Annotated in this window: 22 protein-coding genes; 11 read left to right on the forward strand and 11 right to left on the reverse strand. The window is 59.2% G+C overall.

The window, feature by feature from the left end; translation table 11 throughout:
- Nucleotides 1-28 precede the first annotated feature (28 nt).
- From ED661_RS01195 to ED661_RS01210, 5 genes are all read right to left on the reverse strand, one after another.
- A complete protein-coding gene (locus ED661_RS01195; RefSeq protein WP_122072126.1) occupies nucleotides 29-1,153 on the reverse strand; it encodes an extracellular solute-binding protein in 1,125 nt (374 codons plus the stop codon).
- Nucleotides 1,154-1,155: 2 nt separating this feature from the next.
- Complete coding sequence (locus ED661_RS21785) at nucleotides 1,156-1,317, reverse strand: hypothetical protein (protein ID WP_162929994.1); 162 nt, start codon at nucleotides 1,315-1,317, stop codon at nucleotides 1,156-1,158.
- Nucleotides 1,318-1,497: 180 nt separating this feature from the next.
- On the reverse strand, nucleotides 1,498-2,337 hold the full coding sequence (locus ED661_RS01200) for an EamA family transporter (RefSeq protein ID WP_122072127.1): 840 nt from the start codon (nucleotides 2,335-2,337) through the stop codon (nucleotides 1,498-1,500).
- A gap of 58 nt (nucleotides 2,338-2,395) precedes the next feature.
- Nucleotides 2,396-4,075 carry a Na/Pi cotransporter family protein gene (locus tag ED661_RS01205; protein ID WP_122072128.1) on the reverse strand — a complete coding sequence of 560 codons (1,680 nt, stop codon included), beginning with the start codon at nucleotides 4,073-4,075 and terminating at the stop codon, nucleotides 2,396-2,398.
- Nucleotide 4,076: 1 nt separating this feature from the next.
- Nucleotides 4,077-4,883 carry a DeoR/GlpR family DNA-binding transcription regulator gene (locus ED661_RS01210; protein ID WP_122072129.1) on the reverse strand — a complete coding sequence of 269 codons (807 nt, stop codon included), beginning with the start codon at nucleotides 4,881-4,883 and terminating at the stop codon, nucleotides 4,077-4,079.
- Between the two features lie 198 nt (nucleotides 4,884-5,081).
- Here ED661_RS01210 and ED661_RS01215 point away from each other — a divergent pair, with 198 nt between their 5' ends.
- Nucleotides 5,082-6,638: a sulfatase-like hydrolase/transferase gene (locus ED661_RS01215; RefSeq protein WP_122072130.1), complete on the forward strand. Its 1,557-nt coding sequence runs from the start codon at nucleotides 5,082-5,084 to the stop codon at nucleotides 6,636-6,638.
- Nucleotides 6,639-6,767: 129 nt separating this feature from the next.
- On the forward strand, nucleotides 6,768-8,036 hold the full coding sequence (locus tag ED661_RS01220; RefSeq protein WP_122072131.1) for a glycerate kinase: 1,269 nt from the start codon (nucleotides 6,768-6,770) through the stop codon (nucleotides 8,034-8,036).
- A 3-nt stretch (nucleotides 8,037-8,039) separates the two neighbouring features.
- Here ED661_RS01220 and hpaR read toward each other — a convergent pair whose 3' ends face one another.
- On the reverse strand, nucleotides 8,040-8,474 hold the full coding sequence (gene hpaR / locus ED661_RS01225) for a homoprotocatechuate degradation operon regulator HpaR (protein WP_122072259.1): 435 nt from the start codon (nucleotides 8,472-8,474) through the stop codon (nucleotides 8,040-8,042).
- 143 nt (nucleotides 8,475-8,617) lie between these two features.
- Here hpaR and hpaD point away from each other — a divergent pair, with 143 nt between their 5' ends.
- The 7 genes from hpaD (at nucleotide 8,618) to ED661_RS01260 (ending at nucleotide 16,303) form a co-directional block, all read left to right on the forward strand.
- Nucleotides 8,618-9,598 (forward strand): 3,4-dihydroxyphenylacetate 2,3-dioxygenase, encoded by a 981-nt coding sequence (gene hpaD / locus ED661_RS01230; RefSeq protein WP_122072132.1) that lies wholly within the window; start codon nucleotides 8,618-8,620, stop codon nucleotides 9,596-9,598.
- A gap of 101 nt (nucleotides 9,599-9,699) precedes the next feature.
- Nucleotides 9,700-11,109 carry a pyridoxal-dependent decarboxylase gene (locus tag ED661_RS01235; RefSeq protein ID WP_122072133.1) on the forward strand — a complete coding sequence of 470 codons (1,410 nt, stop codon included), beginning with the start codon at nucleotides 9,700-9,702 and terminating at the stop codon, nucleotides 11,107-11,109.
- A gap of 196 nt (nucleotides 11,110-11,305) precedes the next feature.
- Nucleotides 11,306-12,481, forward strand: coding sequence for a substrate-binding domain-containing protein (locus ED661_RS01240; RefSeq protein ID WP_122072134.1), 1,176 nt, complete (start codon nucleotides 11,306-11,308; stop codon nucleotides 12,479-12,481).
- Between the two features lie 137 nt (nucleotides 12,482-12,618).
- Nucleotides 12,619-13,395, forward strand: a complete 777-nt coding sequence (locus ED661_RS01245; RefSeq protein ID WP_122072135.1) for an ABC transporter ATP-binding protein — start codon at nucleotides 12,619-12,621, stop codon at nucleotides 13,393-13,395.
- Nucleotides 13,388-14,137, forward strand: a complete 750-nt coding sequence (locus ED661_RS01250; protein ID WP_122072136.1) for an ABC transporter ATP-binding protein — start codon at nucleotides 13,388-13,390, stop codon at nucleotides 14,135-14,137. Before ED661_RS01245 ends, ED661_RS01250 begins: the two co-directional genes overlap by 8 nt.
- A 67-nt stretch (nucleotides 14,138-14,204) precedes the next feature.
- On the forward strand, nucleotides 14,205-15,236 hold the full coding sequence (locus ED661_RS01255; RefSeq protein WP_122072137.1) for a branched-chain amino acid ABC transporter permease: 1,032 nt from the start codon (nucleotides 14,205-14,207) through the stop codon (nucleotides 15,234-15,236).
- On the forward strand, nucleotides 15,233-16,303 hold the full coding sequence (locus tag ED661_RS01260) for a branched-chain amino acid ABC transporter permease (RefSeq protein WP_122072138.1): 1,071 nt from the start codon (nucleotides 15,233-15,235) through the stop codon (nucleotides 16,301-16,303). The genes ED661_RS01255 and ED661_RS01260 overlap by 4 nt, the downstream gene beginning before the upstream one ends.
- A 264-nt stretch (nucleotides 16,304-16,567) precedes the next feature.
- On the opposite strand, the gene ED661_RS01265 is transcribed toward ED661_RS01260, so the two are convergent.
- From ED661_RS01265 to ED661_RS01280, 4 genes are all read right to left on the reverse strand, one after another.
- Nucleotides 16,568-18,238, reverse strand: a complete 1,671-nt coding sequence (locus ED661_RS01265; protein WP_122072139.1) for a DUF4139 domain-containing protein — start codon at nucleotides 18,236-18,238, stop codon at nucleotides 16,568-16,570.
- Nucleotides 18,239-18,551: 313 nt separating this feature from the next.
- Entirely contained in the window at nucleotides 18,552-18,917 is a 366-nt protein-coding gene (locus tag ED661_RS01270; RefSeq protein ID WP_122072140.1) for an aspartate-semialdehyde dehydrogenase, read from the reverse strand.
- Between the two features lie 127 nt (nucleotides 18,918-19,044).
- Nucleotides 19,045-20,067, reverse strand: a complete 1,023-nt coding sequence (locus ED661_RS01275; RefSeq protein ID WP_122072141.1) for an aspartate-semialdehyde dehydrogenase — start codon at nucleotides 20,065-20,067, stop codon at nucleotides 19,045-19,047.
- A gap of 79 nt (nucleotides 20,068-20,146) precedes the next feature.
- Nucleotides 20,147-21,319, reverse strand: coding sequence for an MFS transporter (locus tag ED661_RS01280; RefSeq protein ID WP_122072142.1), 1,173 nt, complete (start codon nucleotides 21,317-21,319; stop codon nucleotides 20,147-20,149).
- Nucleotides 21,320-21,400: 81 nt separating this feature from the next.
- Between ED661_RS01280 and ED661_RS01285 the strand changes: the two genes are divergently transcribed.
- Nucleotides 21,401-22,630, forward strand: a complete 1,230-nt coding sequence (locus ED661_RS01285) for a DUF3095 domain-containing protein (RefSeq protein WP_371412379.1) — start codon at nucleotides 21,401-21,403, stop codon at nucleotides 22,628-22,630.
- A 4-nt stretch (nucleotides 22,631-22,634) separates the two neighbouring features.
- Here ED661_RS01285 and ED661_RS01290 read toward each other — a convergent pair whose 3' ends face one another.
- The gene (locus ED661_RS01290) at nucleotides 22,635-23,285 is read right to left on the reverse strand and encodes a carbonic anhydrase (protein WP_122072143.1); all 651 of its coding nucleotides are present in this window, start codon (nucleotides 23,283-23,285) and stop codon (nucleotides 22,635-22,637) included.
- 177 nt (nucleotides 23,286-23,462) lie between these two features.
- Between ED661_RS01290 and ED661_RS01295 the strand changes: the two genes are divergently transcribed.
- Nucleotides 23,463-23,822, forward strand: coding sequence for a hypothetical protein (locus ED661_RS01295; RefSeq protein WP_122072144.1), 360 nt, complete (start codon nucleotides 23,463-23,465; stop codon nucleotides 23,820-23,822).
- The last annotated feature ends 83 nt before the right edge of the window (nucleotides 23,823-23,905 follow it).

The following is a 23,905-nucleotide window of genomic DNA, read 5'->3' on the forward strand; positions in this document are numbered from 1 at the left end:
TTGGGGACCAGTTTGTTGCCCTGATCGATCAGGCGCTTTTGAACTTGTTGACGAACTCGGTCCGCACTTCCGCATACCAGGGTGCTTCCGCAGGCCATGGGTTCAGGTTGGCCAGGCTGTCGCCAGGGTAGGCCTCGGCAAAGTTCTTCTTGTAGACGTCACCGGAGTGAGTATCCGCGCCCAGAACCGGCGAGTTATAGCCATGGCTGTCGATCGCCTTACCTGCGGGCTCCTGCTGGAAGGCATAGTCAACAAAAGCATAGACCTGCTCTTCGTTTTTGGCGCCAACCGGCATCGACATACCGTCAACCCAGGCCATCGCACCCTCAACAGGGGCTTGATAATGCACAGGCTCGCCAGCGGCTTTCAGAGCCAGCGGTGGGCCATCCCAGGTCTGACCAACAACAACGCCTTCGTTCAGCAGGCCGTTTTTCTGCGTATCGGCATCGTTCCAGATCAGCTTGATGCGGTCTTTGCGCGCCATGCACCAATCGGTGATCTTGCCCCAGACTTCGCGCATGGTGTCTTCGTCACCATAGGCGGCCCAGACAGAACCCTGATCCATTTCGCCAGAGGCTTCCATATACAGACCGGCACCCAGCATCATCGAGTGAGCACGACCCATGGTTTTACCAGCGTTTTCTTCCGACCAGACGTCCCCATATGAAGGTGCATCCCCCGATGGCAGCCATTTGTCGGTACGGTAAGCAATACCTTCGGTGCCCCAGATATGTGGCAGCCAATGTACGCCGGCACCTTCAAAATTCCAGGCAGAGGTACCGATCTTGGCCATCGCCGGGTTCACCGCGTCGATGTTGACTTTGTTCATGTCGAAAGGCTTCAGCAGCTCCAGCGGTCCCCACTGCAGCGAACGGTTATTGGTGGGCGAGACAATGTCAAAGCCCTGGCCCTTGGTGGCCTTCATCTTGTTGATGATTTCCTCGTTGGAGCCGATACCGGTGTAGTTCACCTTGATGCCGGTCTTGGCTTCAAAACCTTCGATGAAGGCTGGTGGCAGGTAGTCCGACCACATCAGAATGTTGATTTCACCCGAAGACGCCAGTGCGCTCTTGGAATACAGCGGCGCCGCAAGAGCAGCCGCACCGGCGCTTTTCAGCAGGGTCCGGCGCGTGACACTAGATTTGGTAGTCATATTCAAGTTTCTCCCAGTTGGGTTTGTTGGTGTCGTTTATTATTGTTTTTAGTCTCAAAAGAGTGCGGGGCATTGCGCCCAACAAACAGTGACAGTTTCAAAAACTGATAAGGCCAAAATGCCGCAGCATTGTAAAACATGGCTCCAGTTTTGAGCAGCACCACTCGATTCTCCTCATTTGTGGGAGAATAAGGTGGTGGTGTAACAGGAGTTTGCGCCCCTTGACCCTCTCCGTCAACGATAACCCGGAAACAAGATTACACGCAGAGGCAAAACGCCCACCAATCGCGCACCCAAACCGCCCGGCCTTTCAGACCATCAGGCCCCTAGTCCAGGCCCAGCAATCAGACCGAAAGACCAATCAAAGCAACACCCAGAGCCATGACAACGGCAGCTCCAAGACGGCGCATCGAGTTGCCCTCATTTAAAAAGACAAAGCCGATGAGGGCTGCAAAAATCACCGAGGTTTCGCGCAGGGCCGAGACCGCCCCAAGCGGTGCAAAATTCTTGGCAAAGAGCACCAAGCCATAGGCCGACATCGAGACAAAACCACCGGCAATTCCGATCAGCCAGCTGCGGGCCGGGATCTGTGCCAGCACCCGCCGTCGGCGCAGCGCCACAAATCCGGCAACAAACAGATGTCCAAAGGCCCCCCAGGCCCAATAGCTGAGTGTATTGCCCGACAGGCGCACCCCCAGCCCATCCACCAGCGAATAAAGTGAGATGCAAACCCCGGTGCCCAGCGCATAATAAAGCGCCGTGCGCCCCACCCCAGAGCGCAGCGCCCGCCAGCTGCTCAGCTGGATGCCCAGCCCGATCAGCGCAATGCCCAGCCAGGCCTGCAGAGGCAGGAACTCGCCCGCAAAGACCATCGCCCAAAGCGCCACCAGCGCCGGTACGATGCCGCGCGCAATCGGGTAGACGGCGCTCAGATCGCCATGTTTGTAGGCCTGCCCCAACATATAGAAATAGCCAAAATGGATCACCGTCGACAGCGCCACATAGCCCAGGCTTTCCAGCTCGGGCAGTGGCAGATAGGCAACCATGACGCCCCCCGGAATCACATGACCCAGCGCCACCAGACCCAGGGTGGTGGTGCGATCCGCAGCGGTTTTGACAATGGCATTCCAGACCGCATGCAGCATGGCCGCAGACAGGATAACGGCGACAACAAAGGGCGTCATATTGTGGAAGACCTTTCAGTTTTGGCGGTAAACAACATAGTTAGAGCCTGTTTTTGGATCAGCTGGCTTCCATATCTTCGATCAATCTGGTCTCCAGCAACTGGCCATTCTGATAGAGCAAAGGATAGGAAACCGCTGCCACATGGCTGTTGAACTCGCGCAGCGCCCGCAGGGTCTCCAGATGAATATCCGAAGTGTCAAAGCTGTGACGCTTGTTGTTTTGCAACCGCTTCAGGTGGCGCTTGCGGCTGTCGCGCTCCATCCGTTTCAGCTCTGTCTTTTCCGAATTGAGCAGCCGAGCGCTTTCCAGATCATTGGAGATAAGCACATTCGAGGCCAGCCGCAGATTGGCCATGATCGCCTCATGCATATGCAGGATCTCCGTCCAGCCCTCGCTGGAGAACCGCAGGTTGCTTTTGTTCAATCGCGCCGCCAGCACCGCCAATCGCCGTGCGGCCACATCACCAGCAGTTTCCAGCCGAATAGCATATTCCATCATCTCGCGGGCCTGTTTCAACTCGCCGTGGGTGAACCCTTCTGCCGGGATATCCGCCACATAAGAGCGAATGCCTGACAAGCAGCTATTCACCTCTGGATCCAGCGCCTGCAGCGCCTTGATCTGCGCCGCGTCGCCAGTTTGGTAGAGATCAGCCAATGGGCGGAACATGGTCTCGACCAGATCGCTCATCCTGAGCAGCTCTCGCTTGAGATTCGCCAGAACCTGCGCCGGGGGACCGTAGACGCCGGGCTCCAGCGCGCTCACCGGCCTACCCGCCAGACCCGGCTCAGGTGCAGGAGGGTCAGTCATCAAACGCTGCATCAGCGGCTCGATCCGCGCACAGATCGGCAAAGCCAGGACCAAGAGTGAGCCGTTAAAAGCCAGATGCACATAGACCAGCATTTGCCCTTCTGCAGCAAGGCCCTGTACCCCGGACAATAGCTCAGCCCCAAGGCCAGAATTGATCACCAACAGGCAAGCCAGTGCCCAGCTGCCGCGCAGCCCGAGGTTCGCATAGGGTATGCGCCGAGCGCTTTGGCTCATACCCCGGCTCAACCAAACGGGGATGAAGCCAGAGCCAAAATTGGCCCCCAGCACCAGCGACAACCCCGCTTCAAAGGGGATCGCACCGATCTGCACCAGGGTCACACACATCAAAATGGCCGCCACCGAGGAATGCATCACAAAGGCAAGCCCCGCCCCCACCAGAAAGGCGGTGATATAGTCCCGCGCCAGATAGCCTGCTACCGCGGGCAAAAAGGCGCTGTCACGGATCGGGTCCATTGCCTCGCGCAGGAACCGCAGCGAGATCAGGATAAAGGCCACCCCCAGCAAGATTCGCCCGGCTTGGCGGGTTTTCTTGCCCTCCGTTTTGACAAAGAGATAGCCCCCCACGGCCAAAAGCACCGGCACCAGCCAGTCCAGCCTGAAGGACAGGATCTGAATGATCAGCGCCGAGCCCAGATCCCCGCCCAGCACAATGGCCAGACCAGTGGGAAAGGCGAGATAGCCACCAGAGGCAAACCCCGTGACCAGCAGCGTCACCGCCGCCGAGCTTTGCAACACTAGCGCCAGTCCCAGCCCGACACCACTGGCCTGCAACTGGCTGCCGGTACCCGTCAACAGGCGCTGAAACGAGGCCCCATAGCTGCGCTCAATACCAGTGCGCACCATGCGCACCGCAAAGAGCAGAAACATGGTGGCCCCAGCGAGGCTGATGAGAAAGGTCAGAATGGCCATGTCATGCCTCCTCGGCTGTTGGGGTGGCTAGGGCAAAAGCGACTCCCCAGTCCGTCAAGGCCCGCGCCAGCTTCTTTCCCGGCTCCCGGTCGCTGACCAGGAGGCTCAGTTGCTGCGGTGCCGGACCGCGATGCGGGGCGCTTTCGGTGAATTTGGAATGGGTGGTCACCACGATGACCTGCTCAGCAGCGGCGGTGACAGCGAGCGTCAGCTCTGCCTCGGCTGCATTGTGGAACAGCAATCCATATTTGGGCGACAGCGCATCGGCAGACAGGACCACCACATCAAAGGCAAACCGCGCCGCCTGCGCCTCGGCCACCGGGCCAAAGGTGCCGCGATCATCACTGCACATTTCACCGCCCAGCAGGTGCAGCCTGTTGCCATTGTGATTGGCCAGTAGCTGCGCCACCCCGATCGAATTTGTCACCACCGTCAGATTACGGCGTTGCCGCAGCGCCTCGGCCACAAAGGAGGTGGTGGAGCCCACATCGAGGAACACCGTCATGCCATCCTCACTCCTTGGTAAAACCGCTGCTGCAATCTGGGCTTTCTCATCCGGGTTTTCGCCCATGCGCCGGAAAAAACTAGGGCCTGTTTCACCAGAGCTGCGCGGTCCGACAAGGTAGGCCCCACCGCGTACCCGCTCCACCGATCCGGCCTTGGCCAGTGCCTTGATGGTGCGGCGCACGGTTTCCTCTGAGACATCCAGCATCAAAGCCAGTTCAGCACTGCGCCCCGATCCGCCAAGACGCCGCAGGGTCTCAAGCAATTCGACCTCACGGTGAGAGGGCGGTGCAGGCTTGGACATCGGGCAAAACTCCACAACATGACAGAAAACATCGCCCAAACTGCCGCGTTAGCGCCCACAACGCAAGTCACAATCCACAAATTGCCAACAAAGCGGTCAATTTCGGTCAAACGAGGTGGAAATGCCTCTTCCCAAATCGTGAGTGACAGGCTTATCTGTGCCAAACGAGGCACCAGATCTGTCAAAGGAATTCAGCACATGAGCAAAGATGCGGCCCAGCAAAAGAACGTATTGTTCATTCTGATTGACCAGCTGCGGGCAGACTGTCTGAGCGGCGCCCTGGCACAACACGTCGCCCTGCCGAATCTGCGTGCACTGATGGCCGAGGCGGTGACATTTGAGCAGAACTACACGGTGGTGAACCCCTGCGGCCCCTCACGCGCCTCGATCCTGACCGGGCAATATGCGATGAATCACCGCTCGGTGCGCAACGGCACCCCATTGCGTCATGACATCCCCACCCTGCCCGGTGAAATGCGCAAGGCTGGCTATGTGCCGATGCTCTTTGGCTATACCGACACCTCGCGTGACCCACGGATGCATCACCCCAATGATCCGGCCATTCGCACCTATGAACAGCATATGGATGGCTTTCAGGAGATGTTGGAGATGCGGTTGGAAATGTCCTATCCATGGCGTGCCGATCTACTAAACAAGGGCTATAGGTTCGACGACTACTGGGACCTGCACCAACCGGTCTCACCCACTGGCGGCAAGGCCAAACTGAACGATCCCGCTCCCTACAGGGCCGAGGACAGCGACACCGCCTTTTTGACCGATCGATTTTTGGCCACGCTGCCCGCCTATACTGATCAAAGCTGGTTTGCCCATCTCACCTATATTCGCCCGCACCCGCCGCTGGTCGCGCCTGCCCCCTACAACAGCATGTATGACCCCGCCGCTCTGCCTCTGCCCTCGCGCCATGACACCGCAGAAGCGGAATGCGAAATGCACCCCTTCTTTGCCCCCACAACCCAGGCCTATAGCCCGGCCTCGGCTGTGCTGGGTTTTCCGGATCTGGAACCCAGCGATGACAACATTCAAACCCTGCGGGCGCTCTATCTGGGGCTGGCAAGCGAGGTCGACGCCCACATTGGCCGGGTTGTGCAATTCCTCAAGGACAGCGGCCAGGAGGACAACACTCTGCTGGTGCTGAGTGCGGATCACGGCGAGATGCTCGGGGACCGCCACAGCTGGGGCAAGTTCTCGGTCTATGATGCCGCCTATAAAACTCCGCTGATTATCCGCATGCCCGGCAATGAGACCCGCGCTGGATCGGTGGTGCAGGAGATCACCGAATCTATCGACCTCACCCCCACCATTCTGGACTGGGTCGGGCAAGAGATCCCCAATGCCCTGGATGGCGCCTCACTGCTGCCGCTGTTGCATGGCGAGACCCCGGCGGGCTGGCGGCAGTACTCCTATTCGGAACTCGACTTTGGCGACCCTGAGGTGCCGACCATCTGGCAACAGATGCTGGGCACCGCCACCTCTGAATCAAGCCTCGCCATCCTGCGCGACACACGCTTTACCCTAGTGGAATTTGCGGCTGATCTGCCGCCGCTTCTGTTTGACCGTCAGGGCGCGGGTGAGATGGAAAATGTGGCTCTAAACAGAGCATATCAGTTGGATCTTACCCGGCTCACCCGGCAGATGCTGCGCCACCGGATGCGCAATGCGGATCACAGCCTGTCGCTCTATTCTGTCACATCCGAAGGGCCACGCGAACAAAGGCGCGACAGGCCGGGGGCCTAGCCCTCTGCCTCCTTGCGCCCTTTGCCGCTGCCCCCTTGACCTCGCACCCGGGCGTCAGGCACAACCGCGGCAGTTTAGCGATAACATGAACAGGGCCTGCCCCTGAACACCTGCAAAGCGGAGCCCCGGATGATCCCTCTTTTGCAAGATGCCACAGCCCTATTCACAGCCGCCGTGGCCCGCGCCAATCCTGAAACGGCGTTGCGACAGGCGCTGCAGACTGCTCCTTTGCAAACGCCCGAGGCGAGCGGGGGACATTACATCCTTGCCCTGGGCAAGGCCGCCGTGCCGATGATGCGCGAGATGCTGCGCCATGTCCCCGCCCCCCGTCAGGCGCTGGCCATCACCAACCCTGAAAACCTGACAGAGCTTGCCGGGGTGCAGGTTCTGGCCGGGTCACACCCGGTGCCGGACCAGGCCAGTGCGGATGCGGGCGTTGCGGTGATTGACTTCCTGTCACAGACCTCCGCGCAGGACCGGGTCACGGTCCTGGTCTCTGGCGGCGGTTCGGCACTGATGGTGACCCCGGCCGCTGGCCTTACCCTTGCGGATAAGGCACAGGTGGGCAAGGCGCTGCTGGCCTCCGGGCTAGAAATCCAAGAGATGAACCTGGTACGCCAACAACTCTCGGAACTGAAAGGCGGCGGCCTGCTACGCCATGCAGCGCCAGCACCGGTGCAGGCCTATATCCTGTCGGATGTTATTGGCGATGATCTGCGCGCCATTGCCTCAGGGCCGACGGTATCGGCTTTGGGTGACCCGGCGGCGGCACGCAGCCTCTTGCAAAGGGCCGGGATCTGGGAGGGTCTGCCCGCATCGGTCCAGACCCACCTGACATCCTACTCCAGTGCTGTCTCTCTGCCCAAGGTGCAGAACACCCTAATAGGCTCTAACCGGCACAGTTTAGCCGCAATGATCGATCAGGCCCGTGCCCTGGGCTGGCAGCCAGAGCTGGTCAGCGACCATCTGATTGGCGATGTGGCGGAGGCGGTGGAGGACATCCTGCAGGCAGTCAAAGATGCTCCGGCGGATCAACCTTTGGCGCTGATCTTTGGCGGCGAGACCACCGTCCGCTTGCAGGGAACCGGGCGCGGTGGGCGCAATCAGGAACTGGCCCTGCGCATGGCCCAACGCGGTGCGACAGAGCTGAGCGGCGACTGGCTGTTTCTGTCGGGCGGGACCGATGGCCGGGATGGCCCCACCGATGCAGCCGGCGGCATTGCCACGCCGCGGACCTGGGCCGATATTGCCAAAGCAGGTGCAGACCCCGAGACCCTGCTTGCCAATAACGACAGCTACGCCGCGCTCAAAGCCGCAGATGCCCTGCTGACCTGTGGCGGCACCGGTACCAATGTGGCGGATGTGCAGGTCTTTCTGCGCCGAACCGGCACGTCCTAAAGGCTAGAGCTCGATTTCGTCCAGCTCGTTCAGCAGATCCAACAGCGCCTCATAGCGCTCATGTCCCATTTTCTCACGGGTGCGGGTGACGATGGCGATACTGGCGGCAATATTGGCCTCGATGATCTTTTCCCCCGCATCCGTGATACGGACGATCTGGCGACGCCGGTCCACCTTGTCGCGTTCGCGGCTGATCAGCGCTTTTTCATCCAGCTTTTGCAAAATGCGGGTCAGGCTGGGTAGCAAGAGACAGGCCTGATCGGCAATCTCGGTGGGATCAATCCCGTCGCCTTCCTGCACCACCCGCAGAACCCGCCATTGCTGTTCGGTCAGATCCACATCGCTCAACAGCTTGCGGATCGGTCCCATGACTCGCTCGCGCGCACGGAGCAGGGCAATTGGCAAAGAGCGGGCGGTCGAAGGCAATCTGTTTTTCATATCCCGTATATCACCCATATTCCTGTCCAAAGGCAATTGCAGACGCGATTTTTCAGTATTTGACAGGCTTCACACAAAAAGCTACACATGTTAACAACAAATGGAACCCTCGGGGCCTTGCCCCCTCTGCAAGGAGCCTGCCCATGCCCGTTCCCGCCCCGGTGCTCTATCCACCTTTCAATATCGTCCGGCTCTCCCATGTAGAATATCGCGTCACCGACCTGGCAGCATCGCGCCACTTCTATGTCGACACCCTGGGGCTGCAGGTCACCCAAGAGGATGAGAGCCGCATCTATCTGCGTGCCATGGAGGAACGCGGCCATCATTGCATTGTGCTGGTCCAGGCCGAAAAGGCCGAGGTTGGCGTGTTGGGTTTCAAACTCTATGACGATCCCGATCTGGACAAGGCCGCCGATTTCTTTGCCGCAAAGGGGCTGCCGGTCGAGTGGGTCGAGCGCCCCCATATGGGCCGCTGCCTGCGCACCCGTGACCCTTGGGGCATCCCGTTGGAATTCTATGTCAAGATGGAGCGGCTGGAGCCAATCCATCAGCAATATAGGCTCTATAACGGGGTAAAACCGCTGCGCATCGACCATTTCAACATGTTCTCCGCGGATGTGGATGCCTCAGTCGCCTTCTACAACGAGATCGGTTTCCGGGTGACGGAATACACCGAAGATGACGAAAGCGGCAGGGTCTGGGCCGCCTGGATGCACCGCAAGGGCGGCGTGCATGATGTGGCCTTTACCAATGGCACAGGCCCCCGCCTGCATCACTCTGCTTTTTGGGTGCCGACGCCGCTCAATATCATTGATCTGCTCGATCTGATGTCCACCACCGGATATGTCGCCAATATCGAGCGCGGCCCCGGACGCCATGGTATCTCAAACGCCTTTTTCCTTTATGTGCTGGACCCCGACGGCCATCGGATCGAGATCTATTGCTCGGATTACCAGACCGTCGATCCCGACCTCGAAGCAATCAAATGGTCGCTCAAAGACCCGCAGCGCCAGACCCTCTGGGGGGAGCCCGCACCGCGCAGTTGGTTTGAGCACGGCTCGACCTTTGAAGGGGCCAGCACCACGGAAAGCGCGCTGAAGGCACAGCCGATCATTGCACCCTAAACATAAGGGCTGGGCCCGGCCCTGGGAGGAAGCGAAAGCGTCCTCCCTTGGGGAGGGTCGGGCGCTGCCCGTGCGGTGCACGGGACAAGGAGAAGAAAAACATGAAATGGGATGAGTTCTCAGGCTGGGGCCGCCGCATTGCGGATTGGGCACAGGACTACCATCTGACCGTTGGTGACAAACCAGTGCGCGCCAATACCGAACCCGGCGATGTGCTGAACGCCCTGCCCGCCACGCCGCCTGAGGGCGGCGAGGGCATGGAGGCGATTTTTGCCGATTTTGAAGAGATCGTGATGCCAGGGATCACCCATTGGCAGCACCCGCGTTTCTTTGCCTATTTCACCTCCAATGCCGCCGCCCCCTCGGTGCTGGCAGAGTTCCTCACCTCCGCCATCGCGCCGCAATGTATGCTCTGGCAGACCTCACCGGCGGCAACCGAGATGGAAACCCGGATGATGGACTGGCTACGTCAGGCGCTGGATCTGCCGAGTGAGTTCCAAGGTGTCATCCAAGACAGTGCTTCGTCAGCGACGCTGGCGGCGGTACTGACCATGCGGGAAAAGGCGCTGAACTGGCAGGGCAATCAACAGGGATTGTTTGCGCAGAAACCACTGCGGATCTACTGCTCGGCAGAGGTGCATACCTCGGTGGATCGCGCCATCTGGGTTGCGGGTATTGGCCAGCAAAACCTGGTGCGGGTGCCGATCAAAGGCACCTGGCGCGGTATGGACCCTGAGGCCCTGCGCAGCGCCATTGAAGCAGACAAAGCGGCTGGGTTGCAGCCCGCCGGGTTGATCCTTTGTGTGGGTGGCACTGGGACCGGCGCCACGGATCCAGTGGATGAATGCCTGACAATCGCCGAAGAATACGGGCTTTACAGCCATATCGATGCCGCCTGGGCAGGATCGGCAATGATCTGCCCCGAGTATCGCCACTATTGGCCGGGCGTCGAGCGTGCCGACAGCATCGTCTTTAACCCGCATAAATGGCTGGGCGTGCAGTTTGATTGCTCGGCGCATTTCCTGAAGAACCCCGATGATCTGGTGCAGACCCTGGCTATCAGCCCGGAATACCTGAAGACCCACGGCAAGGATGGGATCATCAATTACTCGGAATGGTCGGTGCCCCTGGGCCGACGTTTTAGGGCGCTGAAGATCTGGTTCCTGATCCGCACCTATGGTCTGGAAGGGCTGCGCCAGCGACTGCGCAATCACATCAACTGGTCCAATAAACTGCATGAAAGCCTCGCATTAGAGCCTGATTTCGAAATTGTGACCCCACCGATGTGGTCACTCTGGACCTTCCGCTATGCCCCCAAGGGCGCCGCGGATCTGGATGATCTGAACCTGCGGCTGGTCAATGCCATCAATGATGACGGGCGCATCTATCTGACCCAGACACGGGTTGACGGCGATCTGGTGATCCGCTTTCAGGCGGGCCAGTTTGAAACCACCGAAGCCGACGTGATGATGGCCCATGCGGTCATCACAGAAATCGCCGCCACACTCTGAACGACCTTCCCGCTCCTCTCCCCTCGTGGCGCCTTGCAGCTGGGGGAGAGGCAAAGTAAGCCTCTCGCTGCGGGAGAGCTGCGACATACGTATTTCCCTGCAATTGACCAAAACGTGAGGCCGCCGTTAGCCTGAAGGCACAGGAGCGAGACTGCGCCAGCCACTATAAATTGGCGCGCCCTCAGGGAGGAACGACATGACACGCACTTTGCTTGCAGGAATGGTCTCTGCGCTGGCACTGGCTTCGGCCGCCGCCGCAGATATCAAGATTGCCCATATCTATGGCAAGACCGGCCCGTTTGAGGCCTATGCCAAACAAAGCCACGACGGGCTGATGCTGGGGCTGGAATATGCCACCGGCGGCACCATGGAAATCAATGGTGAGCCGATCGTGATGATCGAAAAAGACACCCAGCTGAAACCGGAAAACGGCAAGGCGCTGCTGGAAGAGGCCTATGGAGACGACGAAGTCGACCTGGCGATTGGTCCGGTCAGCTCTGGCGTCGCCCTGGCGATGCTGCCGGTGGCCGAAGAATATGAGAAGATCCTGATTGTTGAGCCCGCCGTTGCCGACAGCATCACCGGCTCCAACTGGAATCGCTATATCTTCCGCACCTCGCGCAACTCGTCGCAGGATGCGGTTTCCAGCGCCATCGCGCTGGCTGGTGACAACGTCAAGATTGCCACCCTGGCGCAGGACTACGCCTTTGGTCGCGACGGCATTGCTGCCTTCCGCGAGGCGCTGGCAACCCAGGGGATCGAGATCGTCCACGAGGAATACGCCCCCACCGATACCACCGACTTCACCGCTGCCGGTGAGCGCATTTTTAATGCGATGAAGGATCTGGATGGCGACAAAAAGCTGTTTGTGATCTGGGCCGGGGGTGGCAACCCGCTGGGCAAGATCCACGCCATGGATCCGGGCCGCTTTGGCATCGAATTTGCCGGGGTTGGCAATATCCTCGCAGCGCTCAAGGGCTTCAAAGACTATGAAGGCATGGAAGGCGGCACCTATTACTACTACGAGCTGCCCGACAATGAGGTAAACGACTGGCTGGTCAAAACCCATTTTGAGCGTTTTGACAGCCCTCCGGATTTCTTCACCGCAGGTGGCATGGCCGCAGGCATCGCCGCAGTTGAAGCGATCCGCAAGGCAGGTTCTACCGATACCGAAGCGCTGATCACCGCCATGGAAGGCATGGAATGGGAAACCCCCAAAGGTACCATGAAGTTCCGCGCCGAGGATCATCAGGCGTTGCAGACCATGTATCACTTCAAGCTGACCGTGCAGGACGGCGTTGAATGGGCGGTACCGGAACTGGTACGCGAGCTGAGCATCGACGAGATGCCGATCCCGATCCGCAACCAGTAAACCGCAAACACTTCAGTTCCCATGGCCCAAGGATCGCTGTCTTTGGGCCATGGTTTTAGCAGGGGGGCTTTGTCGCCCTATACTGTCCCTTCTCTCAGCACTGGCACAGCCGCCTTAGAGAACACTCCGAGATCAAAATGACAGAACCCATCCTGAAGACCCGTGACCTGACCGTCCGCTTTGGTGGCCATGTGGCTGTTGATGCCGTCACCTGCGCCTTTCATCCCGGTGAGCTCACCGCGATTGTCGGCCCTAACGGTGCAGGCAAGACCACCTATTTCAACCTGATCTCAGGCCAGATCCCGGCCTCTGGCGGTTCGGTCTCACTGCGCGGTCATGACATCACCCGCGCGTCGGTCTCGGCCCGCACCAAGGCCGGGATTGGCCGTGCCTTTCAGCTGACCAATCTGTTTCCCGGCCTTTCCGTATTGGAAAACCTGCGGCTGGTGGTACAGGCCAAAAAGGGACGCGGCTTCAACCTCTGGTCCATGGTATCGCGCCATCAGGATCTGACGGACGAGGCCGAGGAGATCCTCGCCCGTGTGCGGCTGCTGGATCAGCGCGATCAGGTGGTGTCGGAGCTGTCCCACGGCAACCAACGCAAGCTCGAAGTTGCCCTGCTGATCGCCCAGGATCCCGATGTCTATATGTTTGATGAGCCCACAGCCGGCATGAGCGTCGATGAAGCCCCGGTGGTGCTGGATCTGATTGCCGAACTGAAAGAACAAAAAGACCGCAGCATCCTGCTGGTCGAGCACAAGATGGACGTGATCCGCAGCCTCGCTGACCGGATCATCGTTTTGCACAACGGCGCTCTGGCCGCAGATGGCGCCCCGGCTGAGGTCATGGCCTCGGATGTGGTGCAAGAGGCCTATATGGGCCGGGGCCTAGAAGGAATTCTCGCAGATGTCTGATGCCATCCTGACGCCAAACCCTTCTGACCCAATCCTTCGGCTCGAGGGCGTCTATACCAATATTGCGCAGTACCACATCCTGCAGGGGGTTGATCTGACCGTCCCCCGTGGCGGCGTCACCATGCTCTTGGGGCGTAACGGTGTAGGTAAGACCACAACGCTGCGATCAATCATCGGCCATTGGCGCGCCCATCAGGGGCGCATCCTGTTTGACGGGACCGATATCACCAAACTGCCCACCCCTGCCATTGCCCGGCTCGGTATTGGTTTTGTTCCCGAGGACATGGGCATCTTTGCCGATCTCACGGTTGAGGAAAACATGACCTTGGCCGCCCTGTCCGGGCCGATCAATTCTGCCCGTCTGGACTGGATCTTTACCGCCTTCCCGCCGCTCAAGACCTTTTGGAAATCGGAGGCCGGCACGCTCTCGGGCGGGCAGAAACAGATGTTGTCGATTGCCCGCGCCATGGTCGAAGAACGCAAGCTCTACCTGATTGACGAACCCACCAAAGGCCTGGCCCCTGCGATCATCTCCACCATGGCCAAGGCCCTGAAGGACCTCAAGGATCAGGGGTCATCAGTCCTGCTGGTGGAGCAGAACTTTGCCGTCGCCAAGGCGCTGGGGGACAGTGCCAATGTGATGGATGACGGCCGGATGATCTGGACGGGTGAAATGGAGGAGTTGGGCCGCGATGCCGCCCTGCAGGAACGGCTCATGGGCCTCAGCATGGAGGCGCACTGACCATGCCCGCCCGCAAAACACCTTTGACCAGACAGTTGCCCTCACCCCAGCCAACGGAGGCTCTGACATGAGTGCCGCCCCGGAACATGCCCCCACAATGGCGCGCCTGTCGCTTCGCGACCGGGTTGCGCCCCATATGCCGGTGCTGCTGGTGCCGCTCTTGGCCCTGGCGGGCTTTGTCGCCATCATGAACCCGGCCAGCTGGCTCACCCTTACGGTTTCGGGTCTCGCCATGGGGATGATGATCTTCCTCATGGCCTCGGGCATGACTCTGGTCTTTGGCCTGATGGATGTGATCAACTTTGGCCATGGCGCCTTTGTCTCGGTCGGGGCCTTTGTCGGCATCACCGTGTTGATGACCCTGGGCCATATGACCGAAGCCCCCTCGCTGATGCTGAACCTCGGCGCCATCCTGCTGGCGGTGATTGGCGCCATTCTCGCCACCGGCGCCATGGGCTGGGCCTTTGAAAAAGTCATCGTCGCGCCGGTCTATGGCAACCATCTGAAACAGATCCTGGTCACCATGGGTGGGCTGATCGTGGTCGAACAGCTGATCATCGTCGCCTGGGGCCCCGAAGAGATCTACTTCAACCGCCCCGAAGCCCTGAAAGGCGCGATCACCTTTGCCGGGGCCGCAATAGAGAAATACCGCCTGGTTGCCGTGGCCATGGGGCTTTTGGTCTTTGCCGCCATGCGCTGGGTGCTGCGCGGCACCAAAATCGGCCTCATCGTGCGGGCCGGGGTTGAGAACGGCGAGATGGTGCAGGCGCTTGGCTATCGGCTGAAACTGGTCTTTGTCGGCGTCTTTATCGCCGGTTCTGCCCTGGCGGGCCTGGGCGGCGTCATGTGGGCGCTTTATCAGGAGGTCATCACCGCCCATATGGGCAACCACGCGATGATCCTGATCTTCATCGTGGTGATCATTGGCGGGCTTGGCTCGGTTGAGGGCTGCTTTATTGGCGCCCTGCTGGTTGGTCTGATGCAGAACTACATCGCCTTTATCGAGCCAAAAGCAGCCCTGATTTCCAACATCGCCCTGATGGTCACCATCCTGATGTGGCGCCCTATGGGTATGATTCCGGTGGTAAAAGCAAAATGATCCGCTCTGTTCTCTCCGGCGATATGCCGCGTTCCCTGCCGCTGGCTCTGGTCCTGGGTGGCATCCTGATCTGCCTGGCGCTGGCCCCCTTTCTATTTCCCGGCGTGCGCACCGTGGATACCGCCGCGCGGATCTGCATCTTCATTGTGCTGGTGGCCAGCTATGATCTGCTCTTGGGCTATGGCGGTATCGTCAGCTTTGCCCATACCATGTTTTTTGGCATCGGCGCCTACGGCGTCGCCCTGACCTCGGCCCATATGGGTCGTGGCTTTGACGCCATCGCCATCGGCGCTCTGGCTGGCGCCGGTTTGGCGGCGGCTTTGGCGCTGCTGATCGGGCTGTTTTCCCTGCGGGTGCGGGCCATTTTCTTTGCCATGATCACCCTCGCCGTGGCCTCCGCGGTGGCGGTTCTGGTCAGCCAGCTCTCTGGCCTGACCGGTGGTGAAGACGGCCTCACCTTCAAAACCCCGCGCGAGCTTGGCCCGGCCTTCAAGTTCGGCAAGGAGGCCTTTGACGGCAAGCTTTTCGGCGTCAAGCTGAACGGCAAGCTCTTGGCCTATTACTTTGTCTTCTTCGGGGCTGCGCTGTTGTTCCTTGCCATGCTGCGGGTGGTGAACTCGCCCTTTGGCCGGGTATTGCAGGCTATCCGCGAGAATGATTTTCGCGCCGAATCCATTGGCTACCGGGTGGTCTATTACCGCGTCGCTGCCACCTGCCTCTCGGCGTCTATTGCCGCCCTGGCAGGCGCGCTTTATGCGGTCTGGCTGCGCTATGTCGGCCCTGACACCGTGCTGTCGATGGAGATCATGATTGATATCCTGCTGATGGTCGTCATTGGCGGTATGGGCACGCTTTACGGTGCCATGATCGGCGCCACCCTCTTTGTGCTGGCGCAGAACTACCTGCAGAACCTGATGGGGGCCGCTTCCGGCCTGGTCGAAGGGCTGCCGCTGCTGCCTGAACTGCTCAGCGCCGATCGCTGGCTTTTGTGGTTGGGCGTATTGTTCATCCTCAGCGTATACTTCTTCCCAACCGGCGTGGTGGGCCGCCTGCGCGAAAAGGCCTGAAGGGTAGGCGCCTCCTCACGGGTCAAGGGCCGCGAAAGGCGGCCGCGCGCCAGCGCGGTTTACCCTTGACGCGCAACTGTTCTTAAAATCGACAAAGGCTCCTCAGGGCAGGCCTGCCCCTGAGGGCCTTCTCAGCAGATCTTCTTTCTTTTGCACCGCGACAGCGGTGCCGGGCCCAACGGGAGCGGGTGGATCTGTGATCCATCCCAACTCCGGGCGGGAGCGCCCCCCCTTTGTCGGGCAAGGCCCACGCCGCACAATGGTTCAGCGCAGCAGCTTGCCCTCGGGCCAGCTCAAAGTGGTTTCCAGACGGATCAGCTTGTCCTCTCCCGGAGCCAGATCGAACTCCCAGGCCAGAATGCCGCGCTGCTTATCGACATTCTCCGCGCTGACACGCGGTTGGGCGTTCCAAGTGATCTCCAGCTCTTCCTGCTCGCTATAGGGCACCCGGTCCAACAGGCGCAGCGGCCAAGTCTCCCCGGTCAGATTCTCAACCGAGATCTCAACCACCTCCTCCTGCTGATTGCTACGCGAGATCACCCCGCGCTCGCCTTCGCTTTTCTGCAAAACATCCCGCGATAGGCGCAGACCGTGCAGAGCGCCAAAACCCAATTCGATCTCTTGCCCCACGGCCAAGCCCGCAAAATCTGAAAACGTCACCAGTTTACCATCGACAAACATCGGAACGTGATCACTTTCCAGCAGGTCTCCGTCGAAATCATTGGTCACCCTGGCAACCCGGTAAGCGGTTTCATCCTGCATCGGTACGGCAACCGCCAGCACTTCGGCCTCAGTAGTCAGGCTGTCCATTTCAAGCTTCAGAACATCAGGGCCTGAGGCAATGGAGACAGGATGGGAAAAGTGATAGGTGGCCCCAGGACCACTGGTATCTGCCCCCCAGCGCACGCCGCCAGCAGCCTCTTCGATAATCATAGGTTCGATGATGGGTTCTGCTAGGTTACCGACTCCCATGGTCGACTCATCATATGCGGCAGAGGCTTGGCTGCGCAATTTGGGTTCTGGACGCGGGTCCTGCACCCGGCGTTTTAGCGCGTTGATCTGGGAAGGAGCCCCACGTTCGCCCGGTTGTAGGGTCGAAATCGTCAGATCGACACCGTTCCAGTTCTCGCCGGTCGCTTGCCACACGCCGAACCCGCGCTTCAGGGTGACCTCAGAACTCTCACCTGTCGCCAGATGCCATTCATAGCTTGGTTCCGAAAAGACCAAACCACTGGTAAAATACTTCAGCTCCAGCGCACTTGGGCCAGCAGCGGCCATATCCACCTCAATCACCAGATAAAGGCGGTTTGAATCTTCAATAGCGATGGCCTCCAAAGCCTGCTCAGCATATCTCAGCTCCTTTGCCAGATCCTCCAGCTGATCCTCGATGGCGCGGGCGCGAATCTGCGCCTCCAGGGCCTGTTTCCCAGCAGCATCAGCCTCGCTCGCGATCATCCGAGTGATATCACGCAGGGCCTCCGCGCCAGCCTCCGCCAACCCTTCATTGCTGCCCAGCTGTTCCAAAAAACCAATTGCAGTCTTGGCCGCTGTCGCTTCGCTCGCCGCCCGGCTTGCCTCATCCCGAACCGCCTGAATACGCATCTTGACCTCTTTGACCGCAGCCTTAGCTGCCAGAACCTCGGGGTCATCGGCCCGCCGGGGGGGGGCCCCATCCTCGCGGAACAATACAGCGGTCTGCCGCGCACCAGTCAGGTCTATTTGCAAAGTCTCGAGGTCGGCGGAATAAGGAATATTATTCAAGATCAGACGATGGCGACCAGCTGGCAAATCAAACTCGGCCCGGCGGGTGATCGCAGCCACCTCCGGATGGACGATGACCTCTGCCACCCGGCTGTTGACGGCAATGTCGTCAGCCCAGGCGGATGTTGCGACCGAACTGGCCAGCAGCGACAGTAGGGAAAGAGGAAAACGCATCTGTATCTCACAATCAGGTTTTGGGGCGCAGGCTATGTCGTTAGCTGGTCCCATTTGGAATACCCGCCAGCCTGCTCAATTGTCCTGATAGTAGAGTGTCCCTGCACAGATTAAAGCAACAGTTGCCAGCGCCTTGCGATCTGGCGCAAATCTGCCGAAGTCCAACCAGGCCGTCACAGACAAAACAAAAACGGCGCCGTTCTGGCACCGTTTTGATCCGCAGGGGCCGCCGCCATCATAGGGCGCTGCCGCTGGTCATGTTGTGATCTGTGCAGGGGCTTCCTGCCGGACAGACCCTAGGGACGCGTTCAGATCAGTGCTGCACCCCACCCAGCTGGCGCACGGGCTTGCGCACGGGCAGCACCCGTTTGAAACGCTCTTCGAGATCCTTGGAAGGGAAGCCCAGGAAAGCGCAGTTACAGATCTGCACGTGGCTGGCGGAGTCATAGATATGCATATGGCCCTTGCTGCGCTTCATGTAGAATCCGGCAACCTGCAAGCCGCTACGCAGCTCTGACCAGGTCTTGGCCTTTTGAAAATGCGGCGTCAGCAGAATACGCAACTGGATCGCCATTTCGGTATCCATGCGGTCCTCATCGCTGGCGCTGGACCAGGCGGTCTGTTGCAGGGCTGCATCCCCGGTGGTCACTGTTTCGCGTTCAAAGTCTTTCGAGTACATGGCTCACGTCCCCTTTTGATATCCCACCCTTAGGATATTGAGTTTTGTGGCCAGATTTGGGCAGCCCTGCAAAAGATTAAGGGCCGCCTCTTGCGAAGCAGCCCCCTAACCCAAAGTGTAAAGATCTTTAGCCTTTTTTGAGCACTTCACGGCCCAGAAGTTCAGCGATCTGCACCGCATTCAGGGCTGCACCCTTGCGCAGGTTGTCGCTGACACACCAAAGGTTCAAACCGTTATCGATGGTCGAGTCCTGACGTATACGGCTGATAAACGTGGCAAAATCACCAACGCATTCAACCGGTGTGACATAGCCGCCATCTTCGCGCTTATCGATCACCATAACGCCGGGGGCCTCGCGCAGGATGTCGCGGGCCTCGTCCTCATCAAGGAAGTCTTCTGTTTCAATATTGATTGATTCAGAGTGACCCACAAAGACAGGAACACGCACACAGGTGGCTGTCACTTTGATCGCGGTGTCGATGATTTTCTTAGTTTCCGCGACCATTTTCCACTCTTCCTTGGTGGAACCATCGTCCAGGAAGACGTCAATGTGGGGAATCACATTGAAGGCGATCTGCTTGGGATAGACCTTTGGCGGCACCTCTTTGGTGGGGTTGTAGATGGCTTTGGTCTGCTCCCACAGCTCATCAATCGCCTCTTTGCCAGAGCCGGACACCGACTGATAAGTCGAGACCACAACGCGCTTGATCTTGGCGCGGTCATGCAAAGGCTTCAGCGCCACAACCATCTGCGCGGTCGAGCAGTTGGGGTTGGCGATGATGTTCTTCTTGGCGTAGCCATGCACGGCCTCGGGGTTCACCTCGGGCACGATCAGCGGGATATCGGGATCGTAGCGGTACAGCGACGAGTTATCGATAACCACGCAACCAGCCTTGGCGGCTTTGGGGGCGTAGACCTTGGTGGCCTCGGAGCCGACGGCAAAAAGCGCCATGTCCCAGCCGGTAAAGTCAAAGGTGTCGAGATCCTGGGTCTTCAACGTCTTCTCGCCGAACGTCACCTCGGTTCCCAGCGATTTACGGCTGGCCAGAACGGCAACCTCATCCGCAGGAAACTGGCGCTCAGCCAGGATGTTCAACATTTCGTGGCCCACATTGCCTGTGGCGCCAACGACGACGACGCGATAACCCATATCGTTTCTCCAGTATCACCCGGCCTTATGGCCGGCTGGGGTCTCTTATAGGCAAATGCCCTGCAAATAAAGGGCCTGGTCAGTCCAGCCGGTCGCGGCTGAACAGATAAATCACACAACCCACCGCCAGAGCTGCGGCAAAAAAGCCAAAAATCGCCAGATAGGGGGCCGATGGCTCCGCTCCGGCCATGTTTGCATGCAGCCTGCCGGAGGCAAACTGCATGATTCCCACGCCGCCAATGCCAAAGAAGTTCAGCAGCGTCACACCGCGTCCCACCAGATGCGGCGGTACAAAGGCCCGCCCATGGGCGATGATCACCGGAAAGGATCCGCCGACAAAACCAACAAAGGCCATCACCGCGATTGGCGTCCAGATAGGAGCACCGGTGACGGCAATCAGCGCCAGCAACGCCAGAACGCCCAGCGCGTTGCCACCAAAGATGACCCATTTGCGGCTGCCAAAGATCCGGTCCAGCGGTCCATAGACAAAGGTTCCAGCCACCATGGCCACGCCCATTACCAGTGCTGCCAGCCCAACCTCGCCGGTATCCAGACCATAGACATCGCTCAGATAGGGGCCAATCCACAGCCCCCGCAGCGCGCCGGAGGGCGCATAACAGACAAACATCAGCGGGAAGATCGCCCAGAGCACCGGCATTTTCAGCAGCTCCAGCACCGAGCCTTTTTGATCGCCTTCGGGTTTGGCCGGGTCCTGAACCGTCAGAAAAATCCCGGCAGCAACCAACCATGAGGCCAGCGCCAGCCCCCAAAGCGTCGCCCGCCATCCAAGGTGCTCCACCGCAAAGGCAGTGGGGTAAGAGGCCACCAGATTGCCCACCGATCCCATGCCCAACATCAGCGCCGCCAGCGTGGCAAAGCGTGCCGCCGGGTATTGCCGGGCAAAGATATAGTAAGAGGCCATTAGGACGGGTGAGCAACCAATGCCGATAAAGAACATCGCCATGCTGACATGAAAGGGAGAGCTGGCCAGCGCAAAGATCGCCGCCCCACCGGTCCCCCCCAGAAACAAGAGCCAGGCAGAGGTCCGCCGTGGTCCGATATGATCCAATGCCCAGCCCACCGGCAATTGCATCGCCGCAAAGGACAGGAACCACATGCCCGAGGCATTGGCCAAATCGCTGGGTGTTGCGCCGATGTCCTGCCCCAGCACCGAGGTCAGAACACCTAGGAAAGCACGGAAAAACTGGCTCAGCACATAGGCCAGGCACAACATGATCAAACCGACCTGCATAGGCGGCGCTCCTTCTTTCGGATGGGACTTGCCTCTTGCGGGCTGATCATCACCAGTCACATCCCCGCGACGCGAGCTTGCATGTTTGACGCTGAGGTACAATTGTTTTGCGAAGCCTTTTACGAAACGCCGCGTAAGGAACGCAATAAGGATGGGGATGGGATGAAGGATCTGGACAGCTTTTATGAGGCTCTCCCCCGGCAATCGCATTTTGCCAGTCTGACCAGCGCTGCGGCCTTTACGCCTTTGCCGGATGGCTGGGTGATCTGTTGCAGCGACATCATCGATTCCACCGGGCTGATTGCGGCTGGCAAATACAAGATGGTCAACATGATCGGTGCCTCAGTGATTGCCGCCATGCAGAACGCGCTGCACGGGGCGGCCTTCCCCTTTGTCTTTGGCGGCGATGGCACCTCTTTTGCCGTCCCACCCGAACATGGCGAGACCGCCCGCACCACCCTGGCCCGGCTGCGCCACTGGGTGCTGCAAGAGTTTGATATTGCTCTGCGGGTGGCGGCTATCCCCGTCACAGAGGTGCGGGCGCAGGGGCTGGACGTGACCGTTGCGCGCCATGCGGTCTCGCCAAATGCCGATTACGCGATGTTTTCAGGCGGCGGCCTGACCTGGGCCGAAGCACAGATGAAACAGGGCGCAGCAGTGATAGCTGACCTCACCGAATATGAGCCCCCTGACCTGAGCGGGTTATCCTGTCGCTGGAACACTATTCCGGCACGCAACGGGGGGATTCTGTCACTGGTGATGCTGCCGACCAGCAAGACTACTCCGGCGCAGTTTTCCAAAGTGGCCTCACAGATATTGGACTGTGCGGCAAGGCTGCCCCGTGGCGGCCATCCCGTGCCCCTGGAGGGGCCGGGAATTGATACCCTGCCACAAGCGCTGGATATCGAGGCCCACCTCACCCGTGGCAAAGGGGCACTGTGGCGCAAAAAACTCTATCTGCTTGCCGCTGCTCCTCTGGCCAGTTGGCTGTTTCGTCGGGGCAAGCCCCTGGGTCAGTTCGACCCCAGCCACTATATGGCAGTGATGAGCGCCAATGCAGACTATCAGAAATTCGATGACGGGCTGAAGATGACCCTGGATTGCGCCCCCAAGGCGCGAGAGCAGATCGGAAGAATCCTGCAAAGTGCAGAGTTGAAAGGTCTCATTCACTTCGGGCTTCATGACCAGAGCGAGGCGCGACTCACCTGCATCGTGCCTTCCGCCAGCCGCGATGATCACGTGCATTTTGTTGATGGCGCCGCAGGTGGGTACACCCGCGCCGCCATCAATATGAAAAAATCTATGGATTAATCCCTCAGACTTTCTGGAATCTCTTGGCATCAGGGTCGAAGCATTCCAAGCCGCCTTCACCGATGTCGGTCCACAACCCGTGCAGGCTGAGGCTGCCTTCTTTCACCGAGTTCTCAATGAATGGGAAAGTCATCAGGTTTTCCAAGGAGGCAACAACCGCCTGGCGCTCGAACTGGCGGGCCTGATCTACGGGATCATCGATATCGGCGACGCCCTCAAACTTGGGTTTCAGGATATCCATCCAACGGCCAACAAAGCTGGTCTTCTCTTCCAGCGCCGGGGCATTGCCCTTGCACATGTCGATGCAGCCCTGCACACCACCACATTGCGAATGGCCCAGCACGATCAGATGGGACACTTTTAGCGCTGTAACCGCATATTCGATGGCCGCCGAGGTACCATGATGGTCGCCATCGGGCGCATAGGGCGGCACCAGATTGGCGATATTGCGGTGAATGAAGAACTCTCCCTGATCCGCACCAAAGATCGAGGTCACATGAACCCGGCTGTCACAACAAGAGATCACCATGGCGCGCGGGCGCTGGCCCTCGGTGGCAAGGCGGCGGTACCAGCCCTGGTTTTCGGCATAGGACGTGGCCTTCCAGCCATGGTAGCGGGTGACCAGATAGGTCGGTAGAGGTTTGGCGAATTCCATATGTAGCATCCCCTTTTGTGAGTGTTGGCGGTGCTGATACCCTGAATTGTTAGCAAATTCGAGCGATTTGAACAGTCATGCGGAAACCTTTTGACAACTACTGGTAGGCAAATTGGCACTGTGCCGTGGGGGTACATTAAATTTAGGGTGAATGTGGTGGCGAATATATTATCTGTCATGCAAGTAGAAAACGTGCGTCTCGACCCAGACAAACTGGGTGAGCTGTACGCACAATTGGGCGAAGCCGGAGCCGAAGATGTCGTATGTCGCGCCATCGAGGAACTGGCCGTACGTCTGACGCATTGCGAAAGACTTTGGCGACAGGACAACATGGTTGATCTGCGCAAGAACGCGCGGTCCTTGATCGCGATATCGGAACAGATCGGGATGAACGCGATGGCGTCAATTGCCCGCGATGTAACCGTTTCAGTCGATAACGAGGATGCGCCGGCCGTGGCCGCGATCCTGTTCCGCCTGCTTCGGGTCGGAGAGCGCTCTCTGACAGCCGTCTGGGATCAGCAAGACATCACTGTTTGATCGTACAGACCAAACGGAAAAGACCAAAGACACGACCAAACGCACTTTCTGAACGGCTGGACTGAACAGAAAGACTGAAAACA

The organism is Pseudophaeobacter sp. EL27, assembly GCF_900313025.1.
Lineage (GTDB): Bacteria > Pseudomonadota > Alphaproteobacteria > Rhodobacterales > Rhodobacteraceae > Pseudophaeobacter.

What these genes read in the sequence shown, in the direction of transcription:
- ED661_RS01215 (WP_122072130.1), top strand. Translation starts at nt 5,082, where the DNA reads ATGAGCAAAGATGCGGCCCAGCAAAAGAACGTATTGTTCATTCTGATT.
- ED661_RS01275 (WP_122072141.1), bottom strand. Translation starts at nt 20,067, where the DNA reads ATGGGTTATCGCGTCGTCGTCGTTGGCGCCACAGGCAATGTGGGCCAC.
- ED661_RS01290 (WP_122072143.1), bottom strand. Translation starts at nt 23,285, where the DNA reads ATGGAATTCGCCAAACCTCTACCGACCTATCTGGTCACCCGCTACCAT.
- ED661_RS01220 (WP_122072131.1), top strand. Translation starts at nt 6,768, where the DNA reads ATGATCCCTCTTTTGCAAGATGCCACAGCCCTATTCACAGCCGCCGTG.
- ED661_RS01240 (WP_122072134.1), top strand. Translation starts at nt 11,306, where the DNA reads ATGACACGCACTTTGCTTGCAGGAATGGTCTCTGCGCTGGCACTGGCT.
- ED661_RS01295 (WP_122072144.1), top strand. Translation starts at nt 23,463, where the DNA reads ATGCAAGTAGAAAACGTGCGTCTCGACCCAGACAAACTGGGTGAGCTG.
- ED661_RS01235 (WP_122072133.1), top strand. Translation starts at nt 9,700, where the DNA reads ATGAAATGGGATGAGTTCTCAGGCTGGGGCCGCCGCATTGCGGATTGG.
- hpaR (WP_122072259.1), bottom strand. Translation starts at nt 8,474, where the DNA reads ATGAAAAACAGATTGCCTTCGACCGCCCGCTCTTTGCCAATTGCCCTG.
- ED661_RS01245 (WP_122072135.1), top strand. Translation starts at nt 12,619, where the DNA reads ATGACAGAACCCATCCTGAAGACCCGTGACCTGACCGTCCGCTTTGGT.
- ED661_RS01270 (WP_122072140.1), bottom strand. Translation starts at nt 18,917, where the DNA reads ATGTACTCGAAAGACTTTGAACGCGAAACAGTGACCACCGGGGATGCA.
- ED661_RS01200 (WP_122072127.1), bottom strand. Translation starts at nt 2,337, where the DNA reads ATGACGCCCTTTGTTGTCGCCGTTATCCTGTCTGCGGCCATGCTGCAT.
- ED661_RS01265 (WP_122072139.1), bottom strand. Translation starts at nt 18,238, where the DNA reads ATGCGTTTTCCTCTTTCCCTACTGTCGCTGCTGGCCAGTTCGGTCGCA.
- ED661_RS01285 (WP_371412379.1), top strand. Translation starts at nt 21,401, where the DNA reads ATGTTTGACGCTGAGGTACAATTGTTTTGCGAAGCCTTTTACGAAACG.
- ED661_RS01205 (WP_122072128.1), bottom strand. Translation starts at nt 4,075, where the DNA reads ATGGCCATTCTGACCTTTCTCATCAGCCTCGCTGGGGCCACCATGTTT.
- ED661_RS01255 (WP_122072137.1), top strand. Translation starts at nt 14,205, where the DNA reads ATGAGTGCCGCCCCGGAACATGCCCCCACAATGGCGCGCCTGTCGCTT.
- ED661_RS01250 (WP_122072136.1), top strand. Translation starts at nt 13,388, where the DNA reads ATGTCTGATGCCATCCTGACGCCAAACCCTTCTGACCCAATCCTTCGG.
- ED661_RS01260 (WP_122072138.1), top strand. Translation starts at nt 15,233, where the DNA reads ATGATCCGCTCTGTTCTCTCCGGCGATATGCCGCGTTCCCTGCCGCTG.
- ED661_RS01280 (WP_122072142.1), bottom strand. Translation starts at nt 21,319, where the DNA reads ATGCAGGTCGGTTTGATCATGTTGTGCCTGGCCTATGTGCTGAGCCAG.
- hpaD (WP_122072132.1), top strand. Translation starts at nt 8,618, where the DNA reads ATGCCCGTTCCCGCCCCGGTGCTCTATCCACCTTTCAATATCGTCCGG.
- ED661_RS01195 (WP_122072126.1), bottom strand. Translation starts at nt 1,153, where the DNA reads ATGACTACCAAATCTAGTGTCACGCGCCGGACCCTGCTGAAAAGCGCC.
- ED661_RS01210 (WP_122072129.1), bottom strand. Translation starts at nt 4,883, where the DNA reads ATGTCCAAGCCTGCACCGCCCTCTCACCGTGAGGTCGAATTGCTTGAG.